Source organism: Pandoraea sputorum, assembly GCF_000814845.2.
Classification (GTDB): Bacteria; Pseudomonadota; Gammaproteobacteria; order Burkholderiales; family Burkholderiaceae; genus Pandoraea; species Pandoraea sputorum.
Genome location: NZ_CP010431.2, coordinates 1449181 through 1466729 on the forward strand (window position 1 = coordinate 1449181; position 17549 = coordinate 1466729).

A 17549-nucleotide genomic window follows, 5' to 3' on the forward strand; every position below is an offset into this window, starting at 1 on the left:
TGGAAATAGCTGGAAAGCGAAGGGCCGGGTCCTGCGGTATGCAGGCCCGGCCCTTAGTGTTTCAGGGAAGAGGTGATCAGGGCTTCGTCGTGGCGGCGTCGGCCTGTGCCCGTTCGTGATAGTAGCGACGGAAGAAACTGCGGATTTCCGCGGGCGAGAGCTTGCCGTCGTGATTGACGTCGATCTCGTCGAAATGCTGATACAGGAACGGCTCCGAGGCGGCGACTTCGTCGCGGCTCAGATAACCGTCGCCATCCTTGTCGGCAGCCTTGAAATAGCGCTCAAACGTGGCGCGACGTGCCTGCAACTGGCTGCGCTGATACGCGGCCCATTCGTTGCGGTCGATCTTGCCGTCGTGATTAGTGTCGATGGCGTCGAACGAGCGCTGCAGGTACAGGCCAAGCGCGGCGTTCTGGTCGGCGGCGTCGCCGTAGTCCGGGCCTGCCGTGGGCGGTGGCGGCGGGTTTGGCGTTGTCGGCACGACGCCGTTGACGGGCGGCGCGCCCGTCTGCGCAAAGCTAGGCATGGCGGCCAGCGACAAAGCGGCCGCGCCTGCACAAACGGTCACGACAGCGAGGGCCCTGCGGCCAAGGCGCCGTGTCTTGAGCGTGCGAAGCGTACGCTGGCGAAGGGTGTCCTGGGAGTTCATATCTCGCTTCTCCTTATTGCATCGTCAGATGAGCGGGGGGCGTTTATTGACCGTTTACTGACCGTTCATCGCCCCTTAACGACAGCAGTCGGCTGCCGTCGGCATTTGGCATCGATCAGCGACGACGGCGATCGTCAGTGATGACATTGCCGATCACGCCGCCGACGACGGCGCCGCCTACGGTCGTGCCGAGATCACCGCCGGAGATGAGGGCGCCGCCCAGTGCGCCCACGCCAGCGCCGACCGCGGTATTACGCGATTCGCGCGGGGTCATGCCGCCGCAACCGGCCAGCGTGCCGATGAGCGCAGCGCCCACGAGGATCGGGGCGGCCGAGCGCGAAAGATGTGAGATGTGCGAGATCCATCGTTGTGTGGTTTTCATGACGCATGCTCCTTCGGTTGGGGCAGCAGGCCCCGGGATATCTGCAGGCAGTTCGCGGTCCGTCGGCTTCGGGCTTCGACTCGCTGCCGGATTGCGCACCGCCTGTTGTTCGTAAATCGGTCGATTCGACGTTGATGGCTGACGTTCAGTGGGCTGTGGCCGAGCCGTTCTCCGGCGCAGCCACTCCGTCGGCAGGGCTCGATTCCCGGTAAGCCGGCGGAGGCGGGGGCGGCGGATACGGGCGTCCCTGCGCATCGGTCGGATACGGGCGGCCATAACGGTCCGTCGGCGGATAAGGGCGACCGTAGGCGTCGGTGTTCGGGACCGGTGCCGCAGGGGCTGCATACGGGCTGCACGCAGAGCCCGGCGCATACGGCGGCGGGCCGCAGTTCGGATCCGCCGATCGATATGACGGGTTCGTGCTTTCGATGCCTCGATACGGCAGTCGCGGCTGAGGCGGCGCTTCATACGCGCAACCTGCCAACGTCAACATTACCGATGCGAGTCCGACTGCTGAGGACACCTTGGCAATGCGCGACTTCACGCCGCACGCCACCTCTGCATTTGCAACACCTTCACGGTTCGTTCTCATCATGACCTCCGTTCGAGCGCGGTGTTTGTCCCGCCCTTCGCCATCATGGATTGTGTGGATCGAAAGGATCCACCCAAGTTGGACGCAGATTGCGTGATTTGGATCGCCGCATCTTGTAAATCTTTGTAATTGGCTCGCAATGCGACGTCCCGTGTGGCTTCTCAGGGATATTGCATTGCACACAATGCATCAATTATTTGATGGAGTCCGAATTAATGTAGGAATGCGCTGACGGCGCATGCCTACGGCGCGAGTCACGCGCGCGTCGATGCCACATCCGGATGCGCAAACGGATACGCCAACGGACACGCAAAGTGCGTACGCATGCGCGTATCCACAGCTCTCAGCGACGGACGTTCATATTCCTTTGGGTATTCGGCGTCATATACGAAGTGCGCAACGCATCGACCCCGATTCCATGCGCGAAATGCATGACATCGAAATTGTTCAATTTTGAAATATATGACGAGGGACGTCGGGCGCGTTTCCACTTCCCGAGCGCATGCGGGCAATGTGCGATAACCCCACGCATTACGCGATGTCTGTCATCGCAATTCGCGTTGTGTGCGTGGAAATTCCGGGAAAGTCCGGGGGAGTGTTTGCGCTTAGTTTTCGCCGCAAGCTGCGTTTGCGCTGGCATACTGTGCGCGCTGACATTGTGTATCGACGTCAGCGGACGCTGAGAATTAACGATCGAGGTGCCCCGCCTAACGGTGCAGGCTCACATATGCCACAAGTCAAGAAAGAAGACATTCGTCTCGCCATTCTCGAAGCCTCGCATGCCCTGTTTCTAGAAAAAGGGTATGTGGACACCACAATGGTGCAGATCGCCAAGCGTGCCGGAATTTCGCACGCGAACATTTACAGCTACTTCACTGCGAAGCTGCAAGTCTTCTTCTGTGTCTACGACAAATGGTTCAAGGCGCGTATCACGACCCTTGAATCGGAGGTCATGTCGGCACACGGCGCGCATGCCCGCATGCGCACGCTGCTCGCCGGTCTGCTGGTCGACACACCGAGGCTCGACAACGGCTTCTCGCACAATCTGGTGCAGGCGCTTTCCACGGTGAAGCCGGGCGATCCCTACGATCCGTCGTTGCTTCAGTGGTTCAGGGAGCGCTTGTCGGCGATGCTGGCCGCCTGTGCCCCGAGTCTGGCGCGCGACGGCGTGCGACGCGCACGTCTTATCGACATGCTCGTGTTGACTTTCGACGGGTGCCTCGTCAACTACCACGTCAACCCGGCCTCGCTGCCAGACGTGGCCATGCTCGAAGAGTACGTGACTGCCTTCCTGTCGACGGAACCCGCCGAGTCGGCGCCCGCGCCGCAGGGGGCAGATTCGGTGACGGCGTCCGGAACGACGGCGACAGCCTGAACAGGACGCCGATGCGATCACTCCCCTGGACAGCGCTTAATCTCGGACGAAAGCTCAAGTTTCACCAGCTTCAGGTCTTCGACCGCGTGCTCGAAACGGGCTCGCTCGTGCGCGCGGCCAACGAAACCGGACTCACGCAGCCTGCGGTGAGCAAGATCGTGCATGAGCTCGAAGCCTGTTTCGAAGGCCCGCTGTTTGTGCGCAGCAACCGCGGCATGCAGCCGACCGAGCTCGGCGAGTTGCTGGGCCATCGCGTGAAGTCGCTGATGGCCGAACTGCGCTATCTGACGGACGAAGTGAACGCGTTCAGTGCGGGCACGAGCGGACATGTGATCGTCGGCACGCTCATTTCGGCCGCCGCCGACCTGTTACCGCGCACCATCGCCATGCTCAAGGAGCGCACGCCGGGCGTGCTGGTGACGGTGCGTGAAGCGACGACCGCACAGCTCTTTCCGGCACTAGCCAGTGGCGATCTGGATATCGTGGTGGGGCGCTTGCCCGAGCGCTCGCTGCCGGTGGCCAACGCCTTTGCACTGACGCACGAAATTCTCTTCAACGAATCGCTCAGCGTGATCGGCGGTAAGCGTCACTGGACGCACCTGCCGGACCGTGTGCCGCTCGCCGAACTGCGTGAAGGCGCGTGGATTCTGCCGGTGCCCGAGTCACCCTCGCGGCTGGCGGCGGAGCGTCTGTTTCACGATGCCGGGCTCGCGTTGCCGGAAGACGTGGTGGAATCGCTCTCCGTGCTGACCAACATCGGCCTGATGCTGGAGACGCCTCGCGTAGCGCTGATGCCGCGTGCGGCGGCCACACCGTTCGTGGAATCGGGCCTGCTGCGCGTGCTTGCCGACACGATGTCGGGCAGCTTCGGCGACGTCGGCTATTCGCTGCGCGCGGACAAGTCGCCCAGCCCGGCCTGTGCGCGATTCGTCGCGTGTCTGCGCGAGGTCTGCGGTCTTAAGCCGTAACGATCGTAGAACACAGAAAAAGGGCGTGCCGACGAATCGGCACGCCCTTTTTTTGCCCTGCGAGTGCAAGGCCTTACAGGCGAGCGAGCGAAGACACCAGCCCCGGGTTTTGTTGCACCAGCCGTATCAGGCAGGCGGCCTGGGCGTTCGGGCGCGCGCGCCCTTGCTCCCAGTTTTCCAACGTCCGGGGATTGGTCCGGAGATAGTGGGCGAAGACGTTACGGGACATGCCCAGATGTTTGCGCAGGGCAAGCAACTCGTCGGGGAAGACTTCCAGCTTGGGAAGCGGTGTACGCGGCAACTCTTTGATATTGAGCGGGAGGTCCGCAGGGAGCCCGTTCTTGACTTGAGCAGGCTCGGCGGGCGGCGGCGCACCGGTGTCCTGCGTGAGCAGCCAGCGGAAGGGATTCGAAGGCGTATTGGTGTAAGCCATAGTCCTGACCGGTGTCGTTAGTTGTTGATCGGGTGCGCTTGCAAAGGCAATCAAGCGGAGCCGATTGCACCACATCCATTTGCTGGGTGCTTTCACAAAACACTCCCGATTTTCGCGTCTGACACCTATCGAGTACTACGCACCTCGTGGAGACGAGGTGCCGTAGAGTGTACGCAGACAGGGGATGCGCGTGGCTTGGCGCGGGTCTCAGACGCCGAGGTAGGCCTGCAATTCCGGCAACGACTGACGCAGCTTCGACGAGTCGCCTTGCCACGCCACACGGCCCTTATCGACGATGTAGTGCTGGTCGCCGAGTTCGAGCATTGGCGCCAGATTCTTGTCGATGCAGAGGATCGACAGGCCGCTGCCTTTGAGTTGCTTCAGGCATTGCCAGATTTCACCGCGAATGAGCGGCGCGAGGCCTTCCGTTGCTTCGTCCAGAATGAGTAATTTCGGATTCGTCATCAACGCACGGCCGATGGCGAGCATCTGCTGTTCGCCGCCGGACAGATTGCTGCCGAGGTTTTTCTCCCGTTCGCGCAGACGCGGAAACAGGCCGTAGATGCGCTCCAGCGTCCACGGCGAAGCCGCGCCATGGCGGTTGCCAGCGGTCGCCACGAGGTTCTCGCGCACGGTGAGCGTGGGGAATATCTGACGGCCTTCGGGGACCAGTCCCATACCCGCGCGCGCAATGCGATGCGACGGGCTTGCGTGTACCGGTTGCCCGTCGAATACGATCTCACCGCGTGCGGGGCGCATCAGCCCCGTCATCGACCTGACGGTGGTCGTCTTGCCCATGCCGTTACGTCCGAGCAGGGTGACGAAAGCACCGCGTTCGATGTTCAGTTGCATGCCGAACAGCGCCTGACTCGCGCCGTAGTACGACTCGACGCCGGATAAAGACAACAAGGTGCTCATGCCGTCGCTCCCAGCATTTCGTTACGGGTTTCGTCCCCGAGATAGGCTTCGCGCACGCCCGCGTCGCGGCGGATGGTGTCGGCGTCGCCACAGGCGATGGCACGTCCGTAGACGAGCACCGTGATGCGGTCGGCCAGCGCGAACACGGCGTCCATGTCGTGTTCCACCAGCACGATGCCGTAGTCGCCCTTGAGCTCGGCAAGCAGATGCGTCATCTGTTCGGATTCGGCCTGCGACATACCGGCCATCGGCTCGTCGAGCAGCAGCAGCTTCGGCCGGCCGGCCAGCGCCATGGCCAGTTCGAGCTGACGGTGTTCGCCGTGCGCGAGCGCGCTGGCGGGCACATTCATGCGGGCGGCCAGCCCCGTGCGCGCCAGAATCTCGCGCGCCGGCTCGACCAGCGCCGCTTCGCGGATCGCCGGACGCCAGAAGCCGAAGCTATGCCCTTGCATCGCCTGCACGGCGACGAGCACGTTCTCCAGCGCCGTGAATTCCCGGAAGACCGAGGTGATCTGATACGAGCGCGCCAGCCCGGCACGCGCACGTTGCTCGATGGGCACCGAGGTGATGTCGAGCCCGTCGAAATGAATGCTGCCTTCGTCGGAGCGCAGCTCGCCCGCCAGTTGGCCGATGAGCGTGCTCTTGCCCGCGCCATTCGGGCCGATGATGGCGTGCAGTTCGCCCGGTGCGACGTCGAGGCAGAAGTGATCGGTGGCGGTCAGTCCGCCATAGCGTTTGACCAGTTGGTCGACACGAAGGAGGCTCATGCTTTGCCCTCCACGGTGCGCGTGCGACGCGACAGACGCACTTGCAGGTCGCCCAGCAGTCCGTACAGACCGCGACGCGAGAGCAGCACCGCTACGACGATGAGCGGCCCGAAAATGATCATCCAGTGTTCCGTCATGCCCTTGAGCCATTCCTCGATGAGCAGCATCGCCGCACTGCCCAGCACCGGCCCGAAGAACGAGCCCAGGCCACCCAGCACGACCATCACGATCAGTTCGCCCGAAGCGGTCCACGCCATGTAGGCTGGCGAGACGAAATGCGTGAGATTGGCGTACAACATGCCAGACACACCGCACACCATCGCGCTGATGACATAGGCCACGAGCTTGTAGCGCAGTGTCGGGTAGCCGAGGGCGCGCATGCGGCGGTCGTTCTGACGCGCGCCGCGAATCACCATGCCGAAGCGCGCTTCGACCAGGCGGCGGCCCGCCCACACGCAAAGGCACAGCACGGCGAACGCGACGTAGTACAGCACCGCAGGATCGTCGAGCGTCACACTGCCGAAGCGGCTGCCCGCCGAGACGGGCAGACCATCGTCGCCGCCGTACTGCTTCAGGCTCACGGCGAGGAAGTAGAACATTTGCGCGAACGCCAGCGTGATCATGATGAAAGCGATGCCGGTCGTGCGCAGAGACAGCAGGCCGGTGAGTGCGCCAACGAGTGCGCACAGGACAAGCGTCACGCCCAGATGCAGGAAGCCGTTGTCGATGCCATGGAAGCTCATGATGCCCACGACGTAAGCGCCGAGGCCGAGATACAAGGCATGGCCGAAGCTGACCATGCCGCCATAGCCGAGGATCAGATCGAGCGAGACGGCGGCGATGGCGAACACCACGATGCGGCCGAAGAGGGTGAGGAGGAACGGTTGCTGAGCAAACGTCGCATAAAGGGGCACCAGCGCCAGCAGGACCAGCAGCAGTATCGGCACGGCGGTGCGTAGGTTGAGTTTCATTTCCATCGTTTCCATCGTCAGCCGTGTTTCACCGGGAAAAGACCTTGCGGACGCACCGCGAGGACCGCCGCCATCACCAGATAGATCAGCATCGACGCCAGCGCGGGACCTGCGGTGTCGGCCGTGCTGCGCTCCATCATGCTGCGCAGTATCGAGGGCAGTGCCGTGCGGCCCAGCGTGTCGACGACACCGACGATGAGTGCTGCGAGGAACGCCCCGCGCACTGAACCGATGCCGCCGATCACGATCACGACCATCGTCAGAATCAGGATCGGCTCGCCCATGCCCGGCTGCACCGACAGAATCGGCCCGGCCATGAGACCGGCGATCCCGGCGAGAATCGCGCCCAGCCCGAACAGCAGGGAGTTGAGCAGCACGATGTTCACGCCGAGCGCACCGACCATCTGACGGTGCGTCGAGCCTGCACGGATCAGCATGCCGATACGGGTACGGTGAATCAGCAGGTAGCAGCCAAGCGCGACCACGAGGCCCACCACGATGATGAGGAAGCGATAAGCCGGATAGTCGAGACCGAAGAGGTTGACCGTTCCGGAGAGCCATTCGGGCACTTCCATGTAGTACGGCGACGGTCCCCAGATCATGCGCGCCAGTTCGTTGAAGAACAGGATCAGACCGAAGGTGGCCAGCACCTGGTCGAGGTGATCGCGGTCATAGAGCGTCTTGAGCGCGACGAATTCGACGATCAGGCCGATCAGCAGCATGGCGGGCACGATCGCGATGGCAGCCAGTGCGAACGAGCCGGTGTAGTTGTAGACGGTGGCGGCGATGAACGCACCCATCATGTACAGCGAGCCATGCGCGAGGTTCACGAAGTTCATGATGCCGAACACCAGCGTGAGACCGGCGGCCATCAGAAACAGCAGCACCCCGAGTTGCAGTCCGTTCAGGCACTGCATGATGAAAAGCGTCAGGCTCATGTCGCCTCCCGGGGCAGGCCCATCTGACGGAAGATGGCTTGCGTGAGCGGGCTTTGCGCGTCGTTGAGCGTGAGCACGATGTCGAAGTGGTTCGTGCCCGGCATCGGAATGTACTCGCCCGTGTAACCTTTCGCGCGCCATGCGGCGAGATAGTCGTCGGTCTGGCGTTTGAACTCGGGCGTCTCCGTCTCGCCGTAAGACACGACGAGCGGGCAGCCGCGCACCGGCAGGTGGAAAAACGGGCTGTTGCGTTGTGCGTCGTCGGCCGAGAGCTTCATCCATTCGTTGATGTGCGTGAACGGAATCGGCGTGAGGTCGAACAGGCCGGACAGCGGCGCAGCCCCTGCGACGACATCCTCGGGCACACCGTATTCGGCATGCCAGCCCTGCGCGAGCAGCATGCCGACGAGATGACCGCCGGCAGAACTGCCGCAGATGTGAATGCGACGCGCGTCGCCGTGATGCTCGCCGATGTGACGATGGACCCACGCGAGTGCGCGACGCGTCTGGTCGACGATGGTGTCGAGCGACGCGCCCGGCGCGAGCGAATAGTTGACGGTGACGACGGTGGCACCCGCTTTCGTGAACGCCGGTGCCATGTTGCTCGAATCGCTCTTGTTCAGCGCGCGCCAGTAGCCGCCGTGAACGAAGAAGAATACCGGCGCGCCAGGCTGCGGCGCGGGGAAGATGTCGAGCGTTTCGTCGGGGTGGTCCCCGTAGGCGACATCGAGCACGCACGGCACGGTGGCGCGGGCATGCGCGCTCTGCTCGGCGTATTGCGTGAGGATGTCGAGAATGTTGGGGGTGGTGGCGCGAGCGTTGTACTGAACATCCAGCTCGGCTTCGTCGAAATTGCGGTAGCGCTTCATAAACCCTCGATAGTGCTCAAAGACCGCGGGGGCTGGGCGCCCCCGCTTTACTGCATTGCACAACCTTGAGCGGCTTACGAGCGGATCTTGCACATCGACGCGAGGTTGGCGCGCGTCTTGACGTCGATCTTGCCCTTGTTCGCGAAGGCGGCACCGCTGGCGTCCTTCACCACATCCACGCGATAGAACGGCGCGATGGGGAACTGGTTGCTGGCGAACTTGAACGAGCCGCGCACGGACTGGAAGTCGGCGGACTTGAGCGCGGCACGCAGCGCCTCGCGGTCGGTCACGCTGCCCTTCGTCTTGGTGAGTGCGGAGTCGATCAGGTTCGCGGCGTCGTACGACTGCGCGGCGTACATCGACGGCACACGGTTGTACTTCTTCTGGAAGGCCGCAACGAACTGCTTGTTCTGCGCGTTGTCGAGGTCGGGCGAGTAGGGCGCGCTGGTGATGCTGCCTACGGCCTGTTCCTTCAGTGCGGGCAGCGTCGAGCCGTCGATGGTCGACACGGAGATCAGCGGAATCTTGCCGAGCAGACCGGCCTGGCGGTATTGCTTGACGAAGTTCACGCCCATGCCGCCCGGGTAGAACACGTAGACGGCGTCCGGCTTGGCAGCGGCGAGTTGGGCGATTTCGGCCGAATAGTCGGGCTGGTTGACCTGCGTGTACACCTCGTCGACGATCTGGCCCTTGTAGTCGCGCTTGAAGCCGTTCACGGCGTCGCGTCCGGCCTGATAGTTCGGGGCCATCACGTACATTTTCTTGTAGCCGAGATCGGTCGAGAGCTGACCGCCGGCTTCATGCAGTTCGTCGTTGTCCCACGAGGTCGAGAAGAAGTTCGGCGAGCATTGCTCGCCCGCGATCGGGGCCGGGCCGGCGTTCGAGCCGACCATGACCACGCCTGCGTTCGTCACGTTCTTGTGGATGGCCATCATCACGTTCGAGAACGTCACGCCGGTGATGAGCGAGACCTTGTCGCGCTCCACCAGTTTGGTCGCGGCCTGCACGCCGACGTCCGGCTTGAGCTGGTCGTCTTCCTTGATCACCTGCACCGGCACGCCACCGAGCTTGCCACCCTTTTGTTCGACGGCGAGCATGAAGGCGTCGTACTGGTCCTGTCCGAGCGCGCCGCCCGGACCGGAGAGCGTGCCGATGAAGCCGATCTTCACCTGAGCATGGGCACCCCCCGATGCGAACATCGCAGCAGCGGCTGCGATGGCGCCCAGCACGGCGATGGCTTTGCGTTGCGTGGTCTTCGTTCCCGTCATCATGGTCTCCAAACAATGAATTCAAGCACTGTCAGCTGCGGACTCGCGCCGGGATACTTGACCGCTTCTTCACGTCGGTCATGGCAGGCCAGGCGCGTCAGACTAATTCAAAACTTCCAGAATTGTTTAAGCATCAAATATTTCTATGCCCAGCCTAAACGACGCCTTTTGCGTAGGCAAGCATTTTCAAAAACACCTCGGGAAAGCACCAGTTACAGCCCGAAGAACTCCAGTGCGTTCCCGGCCAGAATACGGTGTCGTGCGTTGTCGTCGAGGCCCGGCTGATCGGCCACCAGACGCCCGATGTCCTGCTCGCCGAGCGGGAACGGGTGGTCGGAGCCGAGCATGATGCGCTCCACGCCCATTGTGTCCACGAGCAGACGCAGGGCGCGCGGATCGAACACGGCGCTATCCACGTAGAAGCGGTCCAGATAGTGCGACGGCGGGTGCGGGCTGTCGGCGCGCACGATGTCGCGGCAATGCCAGGCGTTTTCGGCGCGCCCGAGCAGGTACGGGAACGCGCCGCCGCCGTGTGCGAAGCACAGCTTGAGCGAGCGCGGCAGGCGCTCGAACGCACCGGAGAGGATCAGCGAGAGGATCGACAGTTGCGTCTCGGCAGGCATGGCCACAAGCCACGGCATCATCCACTTCTTCATGCGGCCGTCGGTCATCATGTCCCACGGATGAACCAGCACGGGGATGTGTTCGTCGCCGCAGTGCCGCAAAAACGCCACGAGTTGTTCGTCGTCCAGATCTTTCTCACCGAGGTGATTGCCGATCTGCACGCCGACGTGGCCGGTAGCCTTGGCGCGCGAGGCTTCGGCGCAGGCCAGGTCGAGGTCTTGCAACGGCACCTGCGCCATCGCCTTCAGGCGGTGCGGGGCGTAGGCGCAGTGTTCGAGCGCGAGGTCGTTCATGCGCTGGACCCAGTCCATGACGGCGCGACCCTCGTAGCGATAGCCGAACATGATCGGCGTGGCGCACACGACTTGCAGGTCGACGCCGTGGCGGTCGAGTTCTTCGATGCGCAGCGACGGATCCCACAGGGCGCGGTACACCGGACGGAATGCGCGATTGTCCAGCATGATGTTGCCGGTCTCGCCGCCTTCGTCGATCCGCAGCCACGGGGCGGTAGCGGCGTCGAGGCGGGCCGCTTCTTCCTGCGTGATGCGCGGGAAGAAGTGGGCGTGCATGTCGATTTTCTTCATGACGTGACGTGTGAGTGTCTTTGTTCGGCGTGGCGGGTCAGGCCGACGTGGCTGTGGTTGTCTTGGGTTGCGCCGCGCGGCCGGGGTGGATCTCGCCGCAGCCCGGGCAGCGACGCAGCGTTTCGTTACCGTAGAACGCCTCGAAGAGCGGGGGCAAATCGGTCACGATGCTCTTGAGCTGCACTTCCACGCGATGCACCAACGTGCCGCAGCTCAGGCAGTACCACTCGAAGCCGTCGAGCAGACCGGCCGGGCGCTGGCGCTCGATCACCAGGCACAGGCTGCTTTCCTCGGGACGCTGTGGCGAGTGGCGCACATGCGGCGGCAACAGGAAGATGTCGCCTTCCTTGAGGTCGATGCGTTCCGGTTTGCCGTCGATCCAGAGATTGACCCAGGCATTGCCCTTGAACTGATAAAAAAACTCTTCGAGCGGATCGTCGTGATAGTCGGTTCGATGGTTCGGACCGCCGACGACCGTCACGATGAAATCACTGTCCTGCCAGACTTGCTGGTTACCGACGGGCGGCTTGAGCAGGTGCGCGTGATCGTCGATCCAGCGCTGGAAATTGAACGGCTTTCCATACGTCAACATGCTTGTCTCCCGGGTCATGTCGCGCGACGTCATACGTGCGTGAGCGAAGGCTTAGCGTGCGCGCGGCGCATAGGCCACGCACTTGATCTCGATGAGCAGCAGCGGATGCGGCAACTGGTGCACGGCTACCGTCGTGCGCGTCGGGCCGTTCTCGTCGAAATACTCGCCGTACACTTCGTTGTACCCCCCGAAGTCGTTCATGTTCACGAGGAACGAGCCGACTTCGACGACGTCCGCAAGTGTCGCGCCTTCGCTCGCGAGAATGTCGCGAATGTTCTCGATGACGGCACGCGTTTGCTCGCGAATGTCGAGCTGCGTGACGCCCAGCGCATCGACCTGCGCGCCGGCATACGAGTTATCGGGGCGTCGCGAGCTGGTGCCCGAGACGAACAGAAAGTCGCCTGCGCGCTTGATGTGCGGGAACTTGCCGCGCGGCTTGGCCTTGCCTTCGACCACGCGGGCCTGGGTGTCTTGCAATGCGCTCATGGATTCGAGTCTCCGTTGTGTTCTCGTCATGGGACGGCGCGCGGGTGCGGCAGCCTCGACCCCCATCGAGATTGCCGCACCGTCGCCTCCCTACATGGCTGTGACGTACCGCGTTGTTTATAGCTTGATGCAGATGTTGGTGATTTCGGAATAAAAATCGAGCGAGTGACGCCCGCCTTCACGGCCGAGGCCCGAGAGCTTCACGCCGCCGAACGGGGTGCGCAGATCGCGCAGGAACCACGTGTTGACCCACACCAGGCCTGTCTGGAACTGACGCGCCACCCGGTGCGCGCGCGACAGGTTCGTCGTCCATACGCACCCGGCCAGACCGTAGTCGCTGTCGTTCACGCGGCGGATGACTTCGTCCTCGCTATCGAACGGGGCGACGTGGCACACCGGGCCGAAGATCTCTTCGCGTACGCAGCGGGCCGTGTCGGGCAAGCCGGTCCACACCGTCGGCTGGACGAAAGCACCTTCGTCTCGGGCGTCGCCGAAGGTCGGCACACCGCCGCCGGTGACCACCGTCGCACCTTCTTCGACGGCCAGTTGATAGTACGAGAGCACCTTTTCGCGATGCTTGCGGGAAACGAGCGGACCCATCTGAACGCCTTCCGCGTCCGGTGCGTCGATACGCAGCGCGGCGGCGCGCTCTGCGAGGGCGGCGACGAAGCGATCGAAGATCGGGCGCTCGACATAGACGCGTTCCGAGCACAGGCAGACCTGACCGGCATTGGTGAACGACGAACGCACCACACCGTCGACAGCCTTATCGAAGTCGGCGTCGGCGAAGACCACAGCGGCGTTCTTGCCGCCCAGTTCGAACGAGATTTCCTTCACGCCGTCGGCCACCGCTTTCATGATGGCGCTGCCGGTGCGCGATTCACCGGTGAAGGTGATGGCGGAAACGTCCGGGTGCTTCGTCAGAAACTCACCGGCCGAGTTGGGACCGAAGCCATGCACGAGATTAAAGACACCGGGCGGCACACCGGCGGCGTCCATGACTTCGGCGAGCAGGGTGGCGGACGAAGGCGTTTCTTCCGAGGGCTTCGCAACGACGCAGTTGCCCATGGCCAGCGCCGGGGCGACCTTCCACGTGAAGAGCAGCAGCGGCAGATTCCACGGCGAGATGATGCCGATCACACCTAGCGGCTTACGCGTGACGTAGTTCATTACGTCGCCGCCGTCGGCCGCACGCATTTCGTAGACTTCGCTACCAGCGGTCTTGATGAGGTCCGCAAACATGCGGAAATTGGCGATGCCACGCGCGATGTCGAGCGTGCGGGCCTGTTCCTCGGGGCGGCCGGTGTCGGCCACTTCGGCCGCGACGAACTCGTCGAAACGTGCCTGAATGCCGTCTGCAATACGGTGCAGCACAGCTGCGCGCTCGGCGGGCGTGGTCTTGCCCCACGGGCCGTCGTGCAGGGCGCGACGGGCGGCGCTCACGGCGCGATCGACGGTAGCGGCATCGGCTTCGCAGACCTTTGCGACGAGCCGCCCGTCTACCGGGCTGAGGTTATCGAACTGACGGTCGGTGGCGACGAAGGCGCCATCCACGTAATGCCGCAGCAGCGGTGCAGTCGCAAGGCTCACGAGGTCTCCTGGAGCTGAATGTCTTAGGGTGGCAGATGTCGGCGGTGGCGAGCGCCACGGCATGACCGCCGGATGTCCACAAGTCTAGGCATCCATTGATATAAAAAATAATGAAATGTGTGGTGTTGTGTATTCCTTAATGGAATATCGGCGCCACGCCTCCCGGCGGGGGATGTGCAACGCTGCTGCGCGCTATGGATTTCGCGTCGGCTCCCACACCGTTCGTTAGGAGGAGACACCATTTGAGTCGGCGATGTTTCGAAAGCAGAAGGCCGGTAGCCGTCTCTTAAAGTGATGTGCCGCATCGAGACCAAGATGGAATCTCCCTTACCCGATGGAGAGCCATCATGATCCCGAGTCCAGCATTCACCCCGGTGACCACCACGACATCGATTACCCCAGTGCAGTCGTCGACGCAGCAAACGGGAAATCAGTCTGTCGAATTTGTCTGCACCTTCGCGGGGGCAGGTCATCGCCCCACACCGGGCCAGCCTTCGCGGCGCGATGCATGGCAAGGCTTTCTCGACGAACAACACATATATGACGATATCTTCCCGATCGACGACTTTTGGGACATATACGGCTACGGCGCACCGTCTGGCACGCAGGAGAGAAGCCCGCGCGACATGCGTGCGGCGTTGGCTGTGCACGGCGAAACAACGGTGAAGGTTATGTTGGCGGACGGTTCCAGCGGATCTCGCATGCGGGAACTGCGTTCTGGCGTCGTTACGCGGGTTGTGAGCGGTCAGGGGCGCTTGACGACCTGTGTGTCGGGTGCCGGACCAACCCGCGCAACGGCCGAGACCCCGCGCCCGCAACGACCGGCCGACAAAAGCGGGGAAGGCATGCCGTTATGCGTCGACCCGTCATCCAAACTGGAAGCCAGGTCGCTGCCATCGCAAACCGTGGGTGTTCTGGATTGGTTCGGCAACGCGATGATCGGGCCGGTGTGCGGGCATAGGCTCGTGGTGAAAGACGGCACGATCCTGAAGCGAGGCACGGAGCCTGCCGAGGAGAAAATGCCCGAGACCCTGCTCAAAGCGGTGTCCCCCGATACCGATCTGATCAAATCATGGTCGGAGGTGGCGCAAAACGGCAGCGCGGCGTGGAACGCGACCGTCAATCGATATGTGGCGACCATTGTCGACGCGCTGAAGCCGTATATTGAGGCGCACACCGTGTCGGCGCACATCGTCATGTTGGGGTCGCTACGCGACGAGGACAAACTCCCGGCGCTGAGGTGCATTCTGAGCGACAACGCGCGCGGGGGCGTGAACGTCGTTCGAGATTACTTGGACGAGTTGGAATCCATGTTCGACGAGTGTCAGCAGGGCGATCTAAAGCAGCTACTGCGCGAGTTCAAAGTCGTAGAGTAAGCATCGGGTCGACGCCACCTGCATGAGTCCCGCACCGCCCCTTTTGCTGCGTCAGCGGTGCGAGTCGTGACTGACCCGAGCCCGCGCCTCGCGCAGTTCGCGCGGGTCGCGCTCTTTTCCGATGGCGGCTGGCGGCAAGTCGGAGTCGAGGCACTCGACCAGATGCGCATTGAGCGTCGCGGCCAGACCTTCGCCGCCACGCCGCATCACGTAGTTGTGATTCCAGCGGAACAGCGGCCGGGCGAGCGGCGCGAGTTTGTTCATCCATTCGCGCTTGGTGTGGACATCCCACGCGTAACGAACGACGGTAATCGAGCCTTCGGTATCGAAACGCCACACGCCCGTGCCTTCGGCTTCGCCGGTGGCGACGGTGCGCACTTCGCGCATCGGGTCGATGTGCGTGACGCGCGTCTCGATGGTGAGTGAATAGGGCAGTGCGCCGTGCCACGTCAGTTGGCGCACGGCACCGATGCCATCGGCGTCACCCGGGTCGAGCGTGCGGACCTCTCGCACGCACGGCCACCAGCGCGCCCAGTGGTCGACGTCGCGCAGGGTGTCCCAGACTTCATCGAGCGGCGCAGTGAGCCGCCACAATGTGAGGAAGTGATAGTCGTTCATGGCCTTTCCCGGTCGTAGATGGAAGGGGGTGCCGTGATATCCCGTGGCATGCCGGACGGGGGAATTTCAGTATAGGCGGCATCCCACGCACTTCATCAAACTCATCGCCGGATATCGGCCAATTCGGCGAACCGCGCCTCTGTGAGAGGGCGGTGCCTCTGCGTCCTGCCGTGTCCCGTCGACTGTTGCACGCTAGCATCGACGAATTTCCTGTCACGAATTCATCACAAAGACTCCATACAATCCCTAAATGAAAACGTTTTCGTAAACGTTTACATTTGCGTAAAATCCGTCAACGTCAAAAATGACGGTCCAGACAAGAGGAGCGGGGTGTGGCAGATATTCGGGATGTGGCACAGCGTGCAGGATGCTCGATTGCGACCGTGTCGCGCGCGCTCAATTCGCCGCAACTGGTGCGTCCCGAGACGCTTGCCCGCGTGCAGGCGGCCGCTGCCGAGCTCAAATTCCGTCCCAATGCGCTCGGTCGCCAGTTGCGCGGCGAGCGGACCGGCCTGATCGGCGTGATGTTGCCCACGCTCGGCAACCCGGTCTTTGCCGATTGCCTCGAAGGCATCGAAGCCGCTATCGACGGCACGGGCCGCCGCCTGCTGCTCGTGACGACCCAATACGATCCCGAGCGGGAGCGCAACGCCATCGAAACCCTGCTGCAACAACGGGTCGACGGCTTGCTGATGACGCTCGCCGACGCCGAGCACAGCGCGCTTGTCGACGATCTCGCGGCCGAAGGCGTGGCGTGCCAACTCGTCTACAACGACGCCCCCGAGCGCCCCTGCGTGTCCGTGGACAACCGCGCGGCGGCCGCGCAGGGCGTGAACATGCTCATCGAAGCCGGACATCGCGACATCGTGATGGTGACGGGGGCGCTGCATGCGTCCGACCGCGCCAAGCGTCGATATCTCGGTTATGGCGACGCCATGCAGGCCGCAGGTCTCACGCCGTTGCCCGCGTTCGAAATCGACTTCAACAGCGGGGCACGCGGCGAGCGGGTGCGCGAATGGCTGGCGCAGCGCGAGCGCGACGGCGCGCGTCCCACGGCGCTGTTCTGCTCCAACGATCTGCTCGCGCTCGGTGTCATGCGAGCGCTGCGCGAAGCCGGTCTGCGTGTGCCGGACGACATCTCCGTTCTCGGCTTCGACGGCCTCGCCGTGGGCGAACTGCTCTCACCGACGCTCGCGACCGTGGTGCAGCCCAGCGTAGAAATCGGCCGTCATGCAGCGCAGCGTCTGCTTGCACAGATCGACGGGCGAGTCGGTGTTGTCGGTGCGTCGCACGACCCATCGCTCAGCCACGCGCTCATCCTGCCGCACGAGATTCGCCGGGGCGGCACTGTGTCTGCTCCGCCCGCCAGACAAGCATGATGAGGCGCACCACTGCGCAACAGTGCGCACCACAGATTTCGAAGCAATCGCAGCACCCAGCTAATAGCAAGCAAGAAAGTGGCCGACGACCGACTCCATCGAGAGAGTGCGGCATTGGCCGAGGCAATCAGGCATCCGGCCGTAAGGCCTGTACCACACGGTAGAAACGT

At 63.1% G+C, this 17549-nt stretch carries 18 protein-coding genes; 4 read left to right on the forward strand and 14 right to left on the reverse strand.

What is annotated here, in order from left to right; all coding sequences use genetic code 11:
- Positions 1-76: 76 nt before the first annotated feature.
- Together NA29_RS06565 and NA29_RS06570 are read right to left on the reverse strand one after the other, a co-directional pair.
- Positions 77-649 carry an EF-hand domain-containing protein gene (locus NA29_RS06565; protein ID WP_052252578.1) on the reverse strand — a complete coding sequence of 191 codons (573 nt, stop codon included), beginning with the start codon at positions 647-649 and terminating at the stop codon, positions 77-79.
- Between the two features lie 115 nt (positions 650-764).
- Entirely contained in the window at positions 765-1031 is a 267-nt protein-coding gene (locus NA29_RS06570; RefSeq protein ID WP_150661568.1) for a YMGG-like glycine zipper-containing protein, read from the reverse strand.
- Positions 1032-2350: 1319 nt separating this feature from the next.
- On the opposite strand from NA29_RS06570, the gene NA29_RS06580 reads away from it, so the two are divergent.
- Together NA29_RS06580 and NA29_RS06585 are read left to right on the forward strand one after the other, a co-directional pair.
- A complete protein-coding gene (locus NA29_RS06580) occupies positions 2351-2998 on the forward strand; it encodes a TetR/AcrR family transcriptional regulator (RefSeq protein WP_052252579.1) in 648 nt (215 codons plus the stop codon).
- 11 nt (positions 2999-3009) lie between these two features.
- Positions 3010-3966, forward strand: a complete 957-nt coding sequence (locus tag NA29_RS06585; RefSeq protein WP_039396979.1) for a LysR substrate-binding domain-containing protein — start codon at positions 3010-3012, stop codon at positions 3964-3966.
- 73 nt (positions 3967-4039) lie between these two features.
- Here the strand turns inward: NA29_RS06585 and NA29_RS06590 are convergent, their stop codons facing one another.
- From NA29_RS06590 to NA29_RS06640, 11 genes are all read right to left on the reverse strand, one after another.
- A complete protein-coding gene (locus tag NA29_RS06590) occupies positions 4040-4399 on the reverse strand; it encodes a helix-turn-helix domain-containing protein (protein ID WP_052252580.1) in 360 nt (119 codons plus the stop codon).
- A gap of 207 nt (positions 4400-4606) precedes the next feature.
- Entirely contained in the window at positions 4607-5317 is a 711-nt protein-coding gene (locus NA29_RS06595) for an ABC transporter ATP-binding protein (protein WP_039396980.1), read from the reverse strand.
- On the reverse strand, positions 5314-6084 hold the full coding sequence (locus NA29_RS06600; RefSeq protein ID WP_039396983.1) for an ABC transporter ATP-binding protein: 771 nt from the start codon (positions 6082-6084) through the stop codon (positions 5314-5316). The genes NA29_RS06595 and NA29_RS06600 overlap by 4 nt, the downstream gene beginning before the upstream one ends.
- Complete coding sequence (locus tag NA29_RS06605) at positions 6081-7055, reverse strand: branched-chain amino acid ABC transporter permease (RefSeq protein WP_039402593.1); 975 nt, start codon at positions 7053-7055, stop codon at positions 6081-6083. The genes NA29_RS06600 and NA29_RS06605 overlap by 4 nt, the downstream gene beginning before the upstream one ends.
- A 17-nt stretch (positions 7056-7072) precedes the next feature.
- A complete protein-coding gene (locus NA29_RS06610) occupies positions 7073-7993 on the reverse strand; it encodes a branched-chain amino acid ABC transporter permease (RefSeq protein WP_039396985.1) in 921 nt (306 codons plus the stop codon).
- Entirely contained in the window at positions 7990-8862 is an 873-nt protein-coding gene (locus NA29_RS06615) for an alpha/beta hydrolase (protein WP_039396987.1), read from the reverse strand. The genes NA29_RS06610 and NA29_RS06615 overlap by 4 nt, the downstream gene beginning before the upstream one ends.
- A 74-nt stretch (positions 8863-8936) precedes the next feature.
- Positions 8937-10130 (reverse strand): ABC transporter substrate-binding protein, encoded by a 1194-nt coding sequence (locus NA29_RS06620; protein ID WP_039402595.1) that lies wholly within the window; start codon positions 10128-10130, stop codon positions 8937-8939.
- A 212-nt stretch (positions 10131-10342) separates the two neighbouring features.
- Positions 10343-11338, reverse strand: a complete 996-nt coding sequence (locus tag NA29_RS06625) for an amidohydrolase family protein (RefSeq protein WP_039396989.1) — start codon at positions 11336-11338, stop codon at positions 10343-10345.
- Positions 11339-11375: 37 nt separating this feature from the next.
- A complete protein-coding gene (locus NA29_RS06630) occupies positions 11376-11930 on the reverse strand; it encodes a 3-hydroxyanthranilate 3,4-dioxygenase (RefSeq protein ID WP_039396991.1) in 555 nt (184 codons plus the stop codon).
- A gap of 51 nt (positions 11931-11981) precedes the next feature.
- Positions 11982-12416: a RidA family protein gene (locus NA29_RS06635; protein ID WP_039396993.1), complete on the reverse strand. Its 435-nt coding sequence runs from the start codon at positions 12414-12416 to the stop codon at positions 11982-11984.
- A gap of 117 nt (positions 12417-12533) precedes the next feature.
- Positions 12534-14006: a 2-hydroxymuconic semialdehyde dehydrogenase gene (locus NA29_RS06640; protein ID WP_039396995.1), complete on the reverse strand. Its 1473-nt coding sequence runs from the start codon at positions 14004-14006 to the stop codon at positions 12534-12536.
- A 347-nt stretch (positions 14007-14353) separates the two neighbouring features.
- Between NA29_RS06640 and NA29_RS06645 the strand changes: the two genes are divergently transcribed.
- On the forward strand, positions 14354-15382 hold the full coding sequence (locus NA29_RS06645; RefSeq protein ID WP_039396997.1) for a hypothetical protein: 1029 nt from the start codon (positions 14354-14356) through the stop codon (positions 15380-15382).
- Positions 15383-15433: 51 nt separating this feature from the next.
- On the opposite strand, the gene NA29_RS06650 is transcribed toward NA29_RS06645, so the two are convergent.
- Positions 15434-16000, reverse strand: coding sequence for an SRPBCC family protein (locus tag NA29_RS06650; protein WP_039396999.1), 567 nt, complete (start codon positions 15998-16000; stop codon positions 15434-15436).
- A gap of 332 nt (positions 16001-16332) precedes the next feature.
- Here NA29_RS06650 and NA29_RS06655 point away from each other — a divergent pair, with 332 nt between their 5' ends.
- The gene (locus NA29_RS06655) at positions 16333-17379 is read left to right on the forward strand and encodes a LacI family DNA-binding transcriptional regulator (RefSeq protein ID WP_039397001.1); all 1047 of its coding nucleotides are present in this window, start codon (positions 16333-16335) and stop codon (positions 17377-17379) included.
- Positions 17380-17549: the final 170 nt, after the last annotated feature.

Excerpts from the sequence above, each read along its gene's own strand:
- NA29_RS06565 (WP_052252578.1), bottom strand. The coding sequence starts at position 649 with ATGAACTCCCAGGACACCCTTCGCCAGCGTACGCTTCGCACGCTCAAG.
- NA29_RS06570 (WP_150661568.1), bottom strand. The coding sequence starts at position 1,031 with ATGAAAACCACACAACGATGGATCTCGCACATCTCACATCTTTCGCGC.
- NA29_RS06580 (WP_052252579.1), top strand. The coding sequence starts at position 2,351 with ATGCCACAAGTCAAGAAAGAAGACATTCGTCTCGCCATTCTCGAAGCC.
- NA29_RS06585 (WP_039396979.1), top strand. The coding sequence starts at position 3,010 with ATGCGATCACTCCCCTGGACAGCGCTTAATCTCGGACGAAAGCTCAAG.
- NA29_RS06590 (WP_052252580.1), bottom strand. The coding sequence starts at position 4,399 with ATGGCTTACACCAATACGCCTTCGAATCCCTTCCGCTGGCTGCTCACG.
- NA29_RS06595 (WP_039396980.1), bottom strand. The coding sequence starts at position 5,317 with ATGAGCACCTTGTTGTCTTTATCCGGCGTCGAGTCGTACTACGGCGCG.
- NA29_RS06600 (WP_039396983.1), bottom strand. The coding sequence starts at position 6,084 with ATGAGCCTCCTTCGTGTCGACCAACTGGTCAAACGCTATGGCGGACTG.
- NA29_RS06605 (WP_039402593.1), bottom strand. The coding sequence starts at position 7,055 with ATGAAACTCAACCTACGCACCGCCGTGCCGATACTGCTGCTGGTCCTG.
- NA29_RS06610 (WP_039396985.1), bottom strand. The coding sequence starts at position 7,993 with ATGAGCCTGACGCTTTTCATCATGCAGTGCCTGAACGGACTGCAACTC.
- NA29_RS06615 (WP_039396987.1), bottom strand. The coding sequence starts at position 8,862 with ATGAAGCGCTACCGCAATTTCGACGAAGCCGAGCTGGATGTTCAGTAC.
- NA29_RS06620 (WP_039402595.1), bottom strand. The coding sequence starts at position 10,130 with ATGACGGGAACGAAGACCACGCAACGCAAAGCCATCGCCGTGCTGGGC.
- NA29_RS06625 (WP_039396989.1), bottom strand. The coding sequence starts at position 11,338 with ATGAAGAAAATCGACATGCACGCCCACTTCTTCCCGCGCATCACGCAG.
- NA29_RS06630 (WP_039396991.1), bottom strand. The coding sequence starts at position 11,930 with ATGTTGACGTATGGAAAGCCGTTCAATTTCCAGCGCTGGATCGACGAT.
- NA29_RS06635 (WP_039396993.1), bottom strand. The coding sequence starts at position 12,416 with ATGAGCGCATTGCAAGACACCCAGGCCCGCGTGGTCGAAGGCAAGGCC.
- NA29_RS06645 (WP_039396997.1), top strand. The coding sequence starts at position 14,354 with ATGATCCCGAGTCCAGCATTCACCCCGGTGACCACCACGACATCGATT.
- NA29_RS06650 (WP_039396999.1), bottom strand. The coding sequence starts at position 16,000 with ATGAACGACTATCACTTCCTCACATTGTGGCGGCTCACTGCGCCGCTC.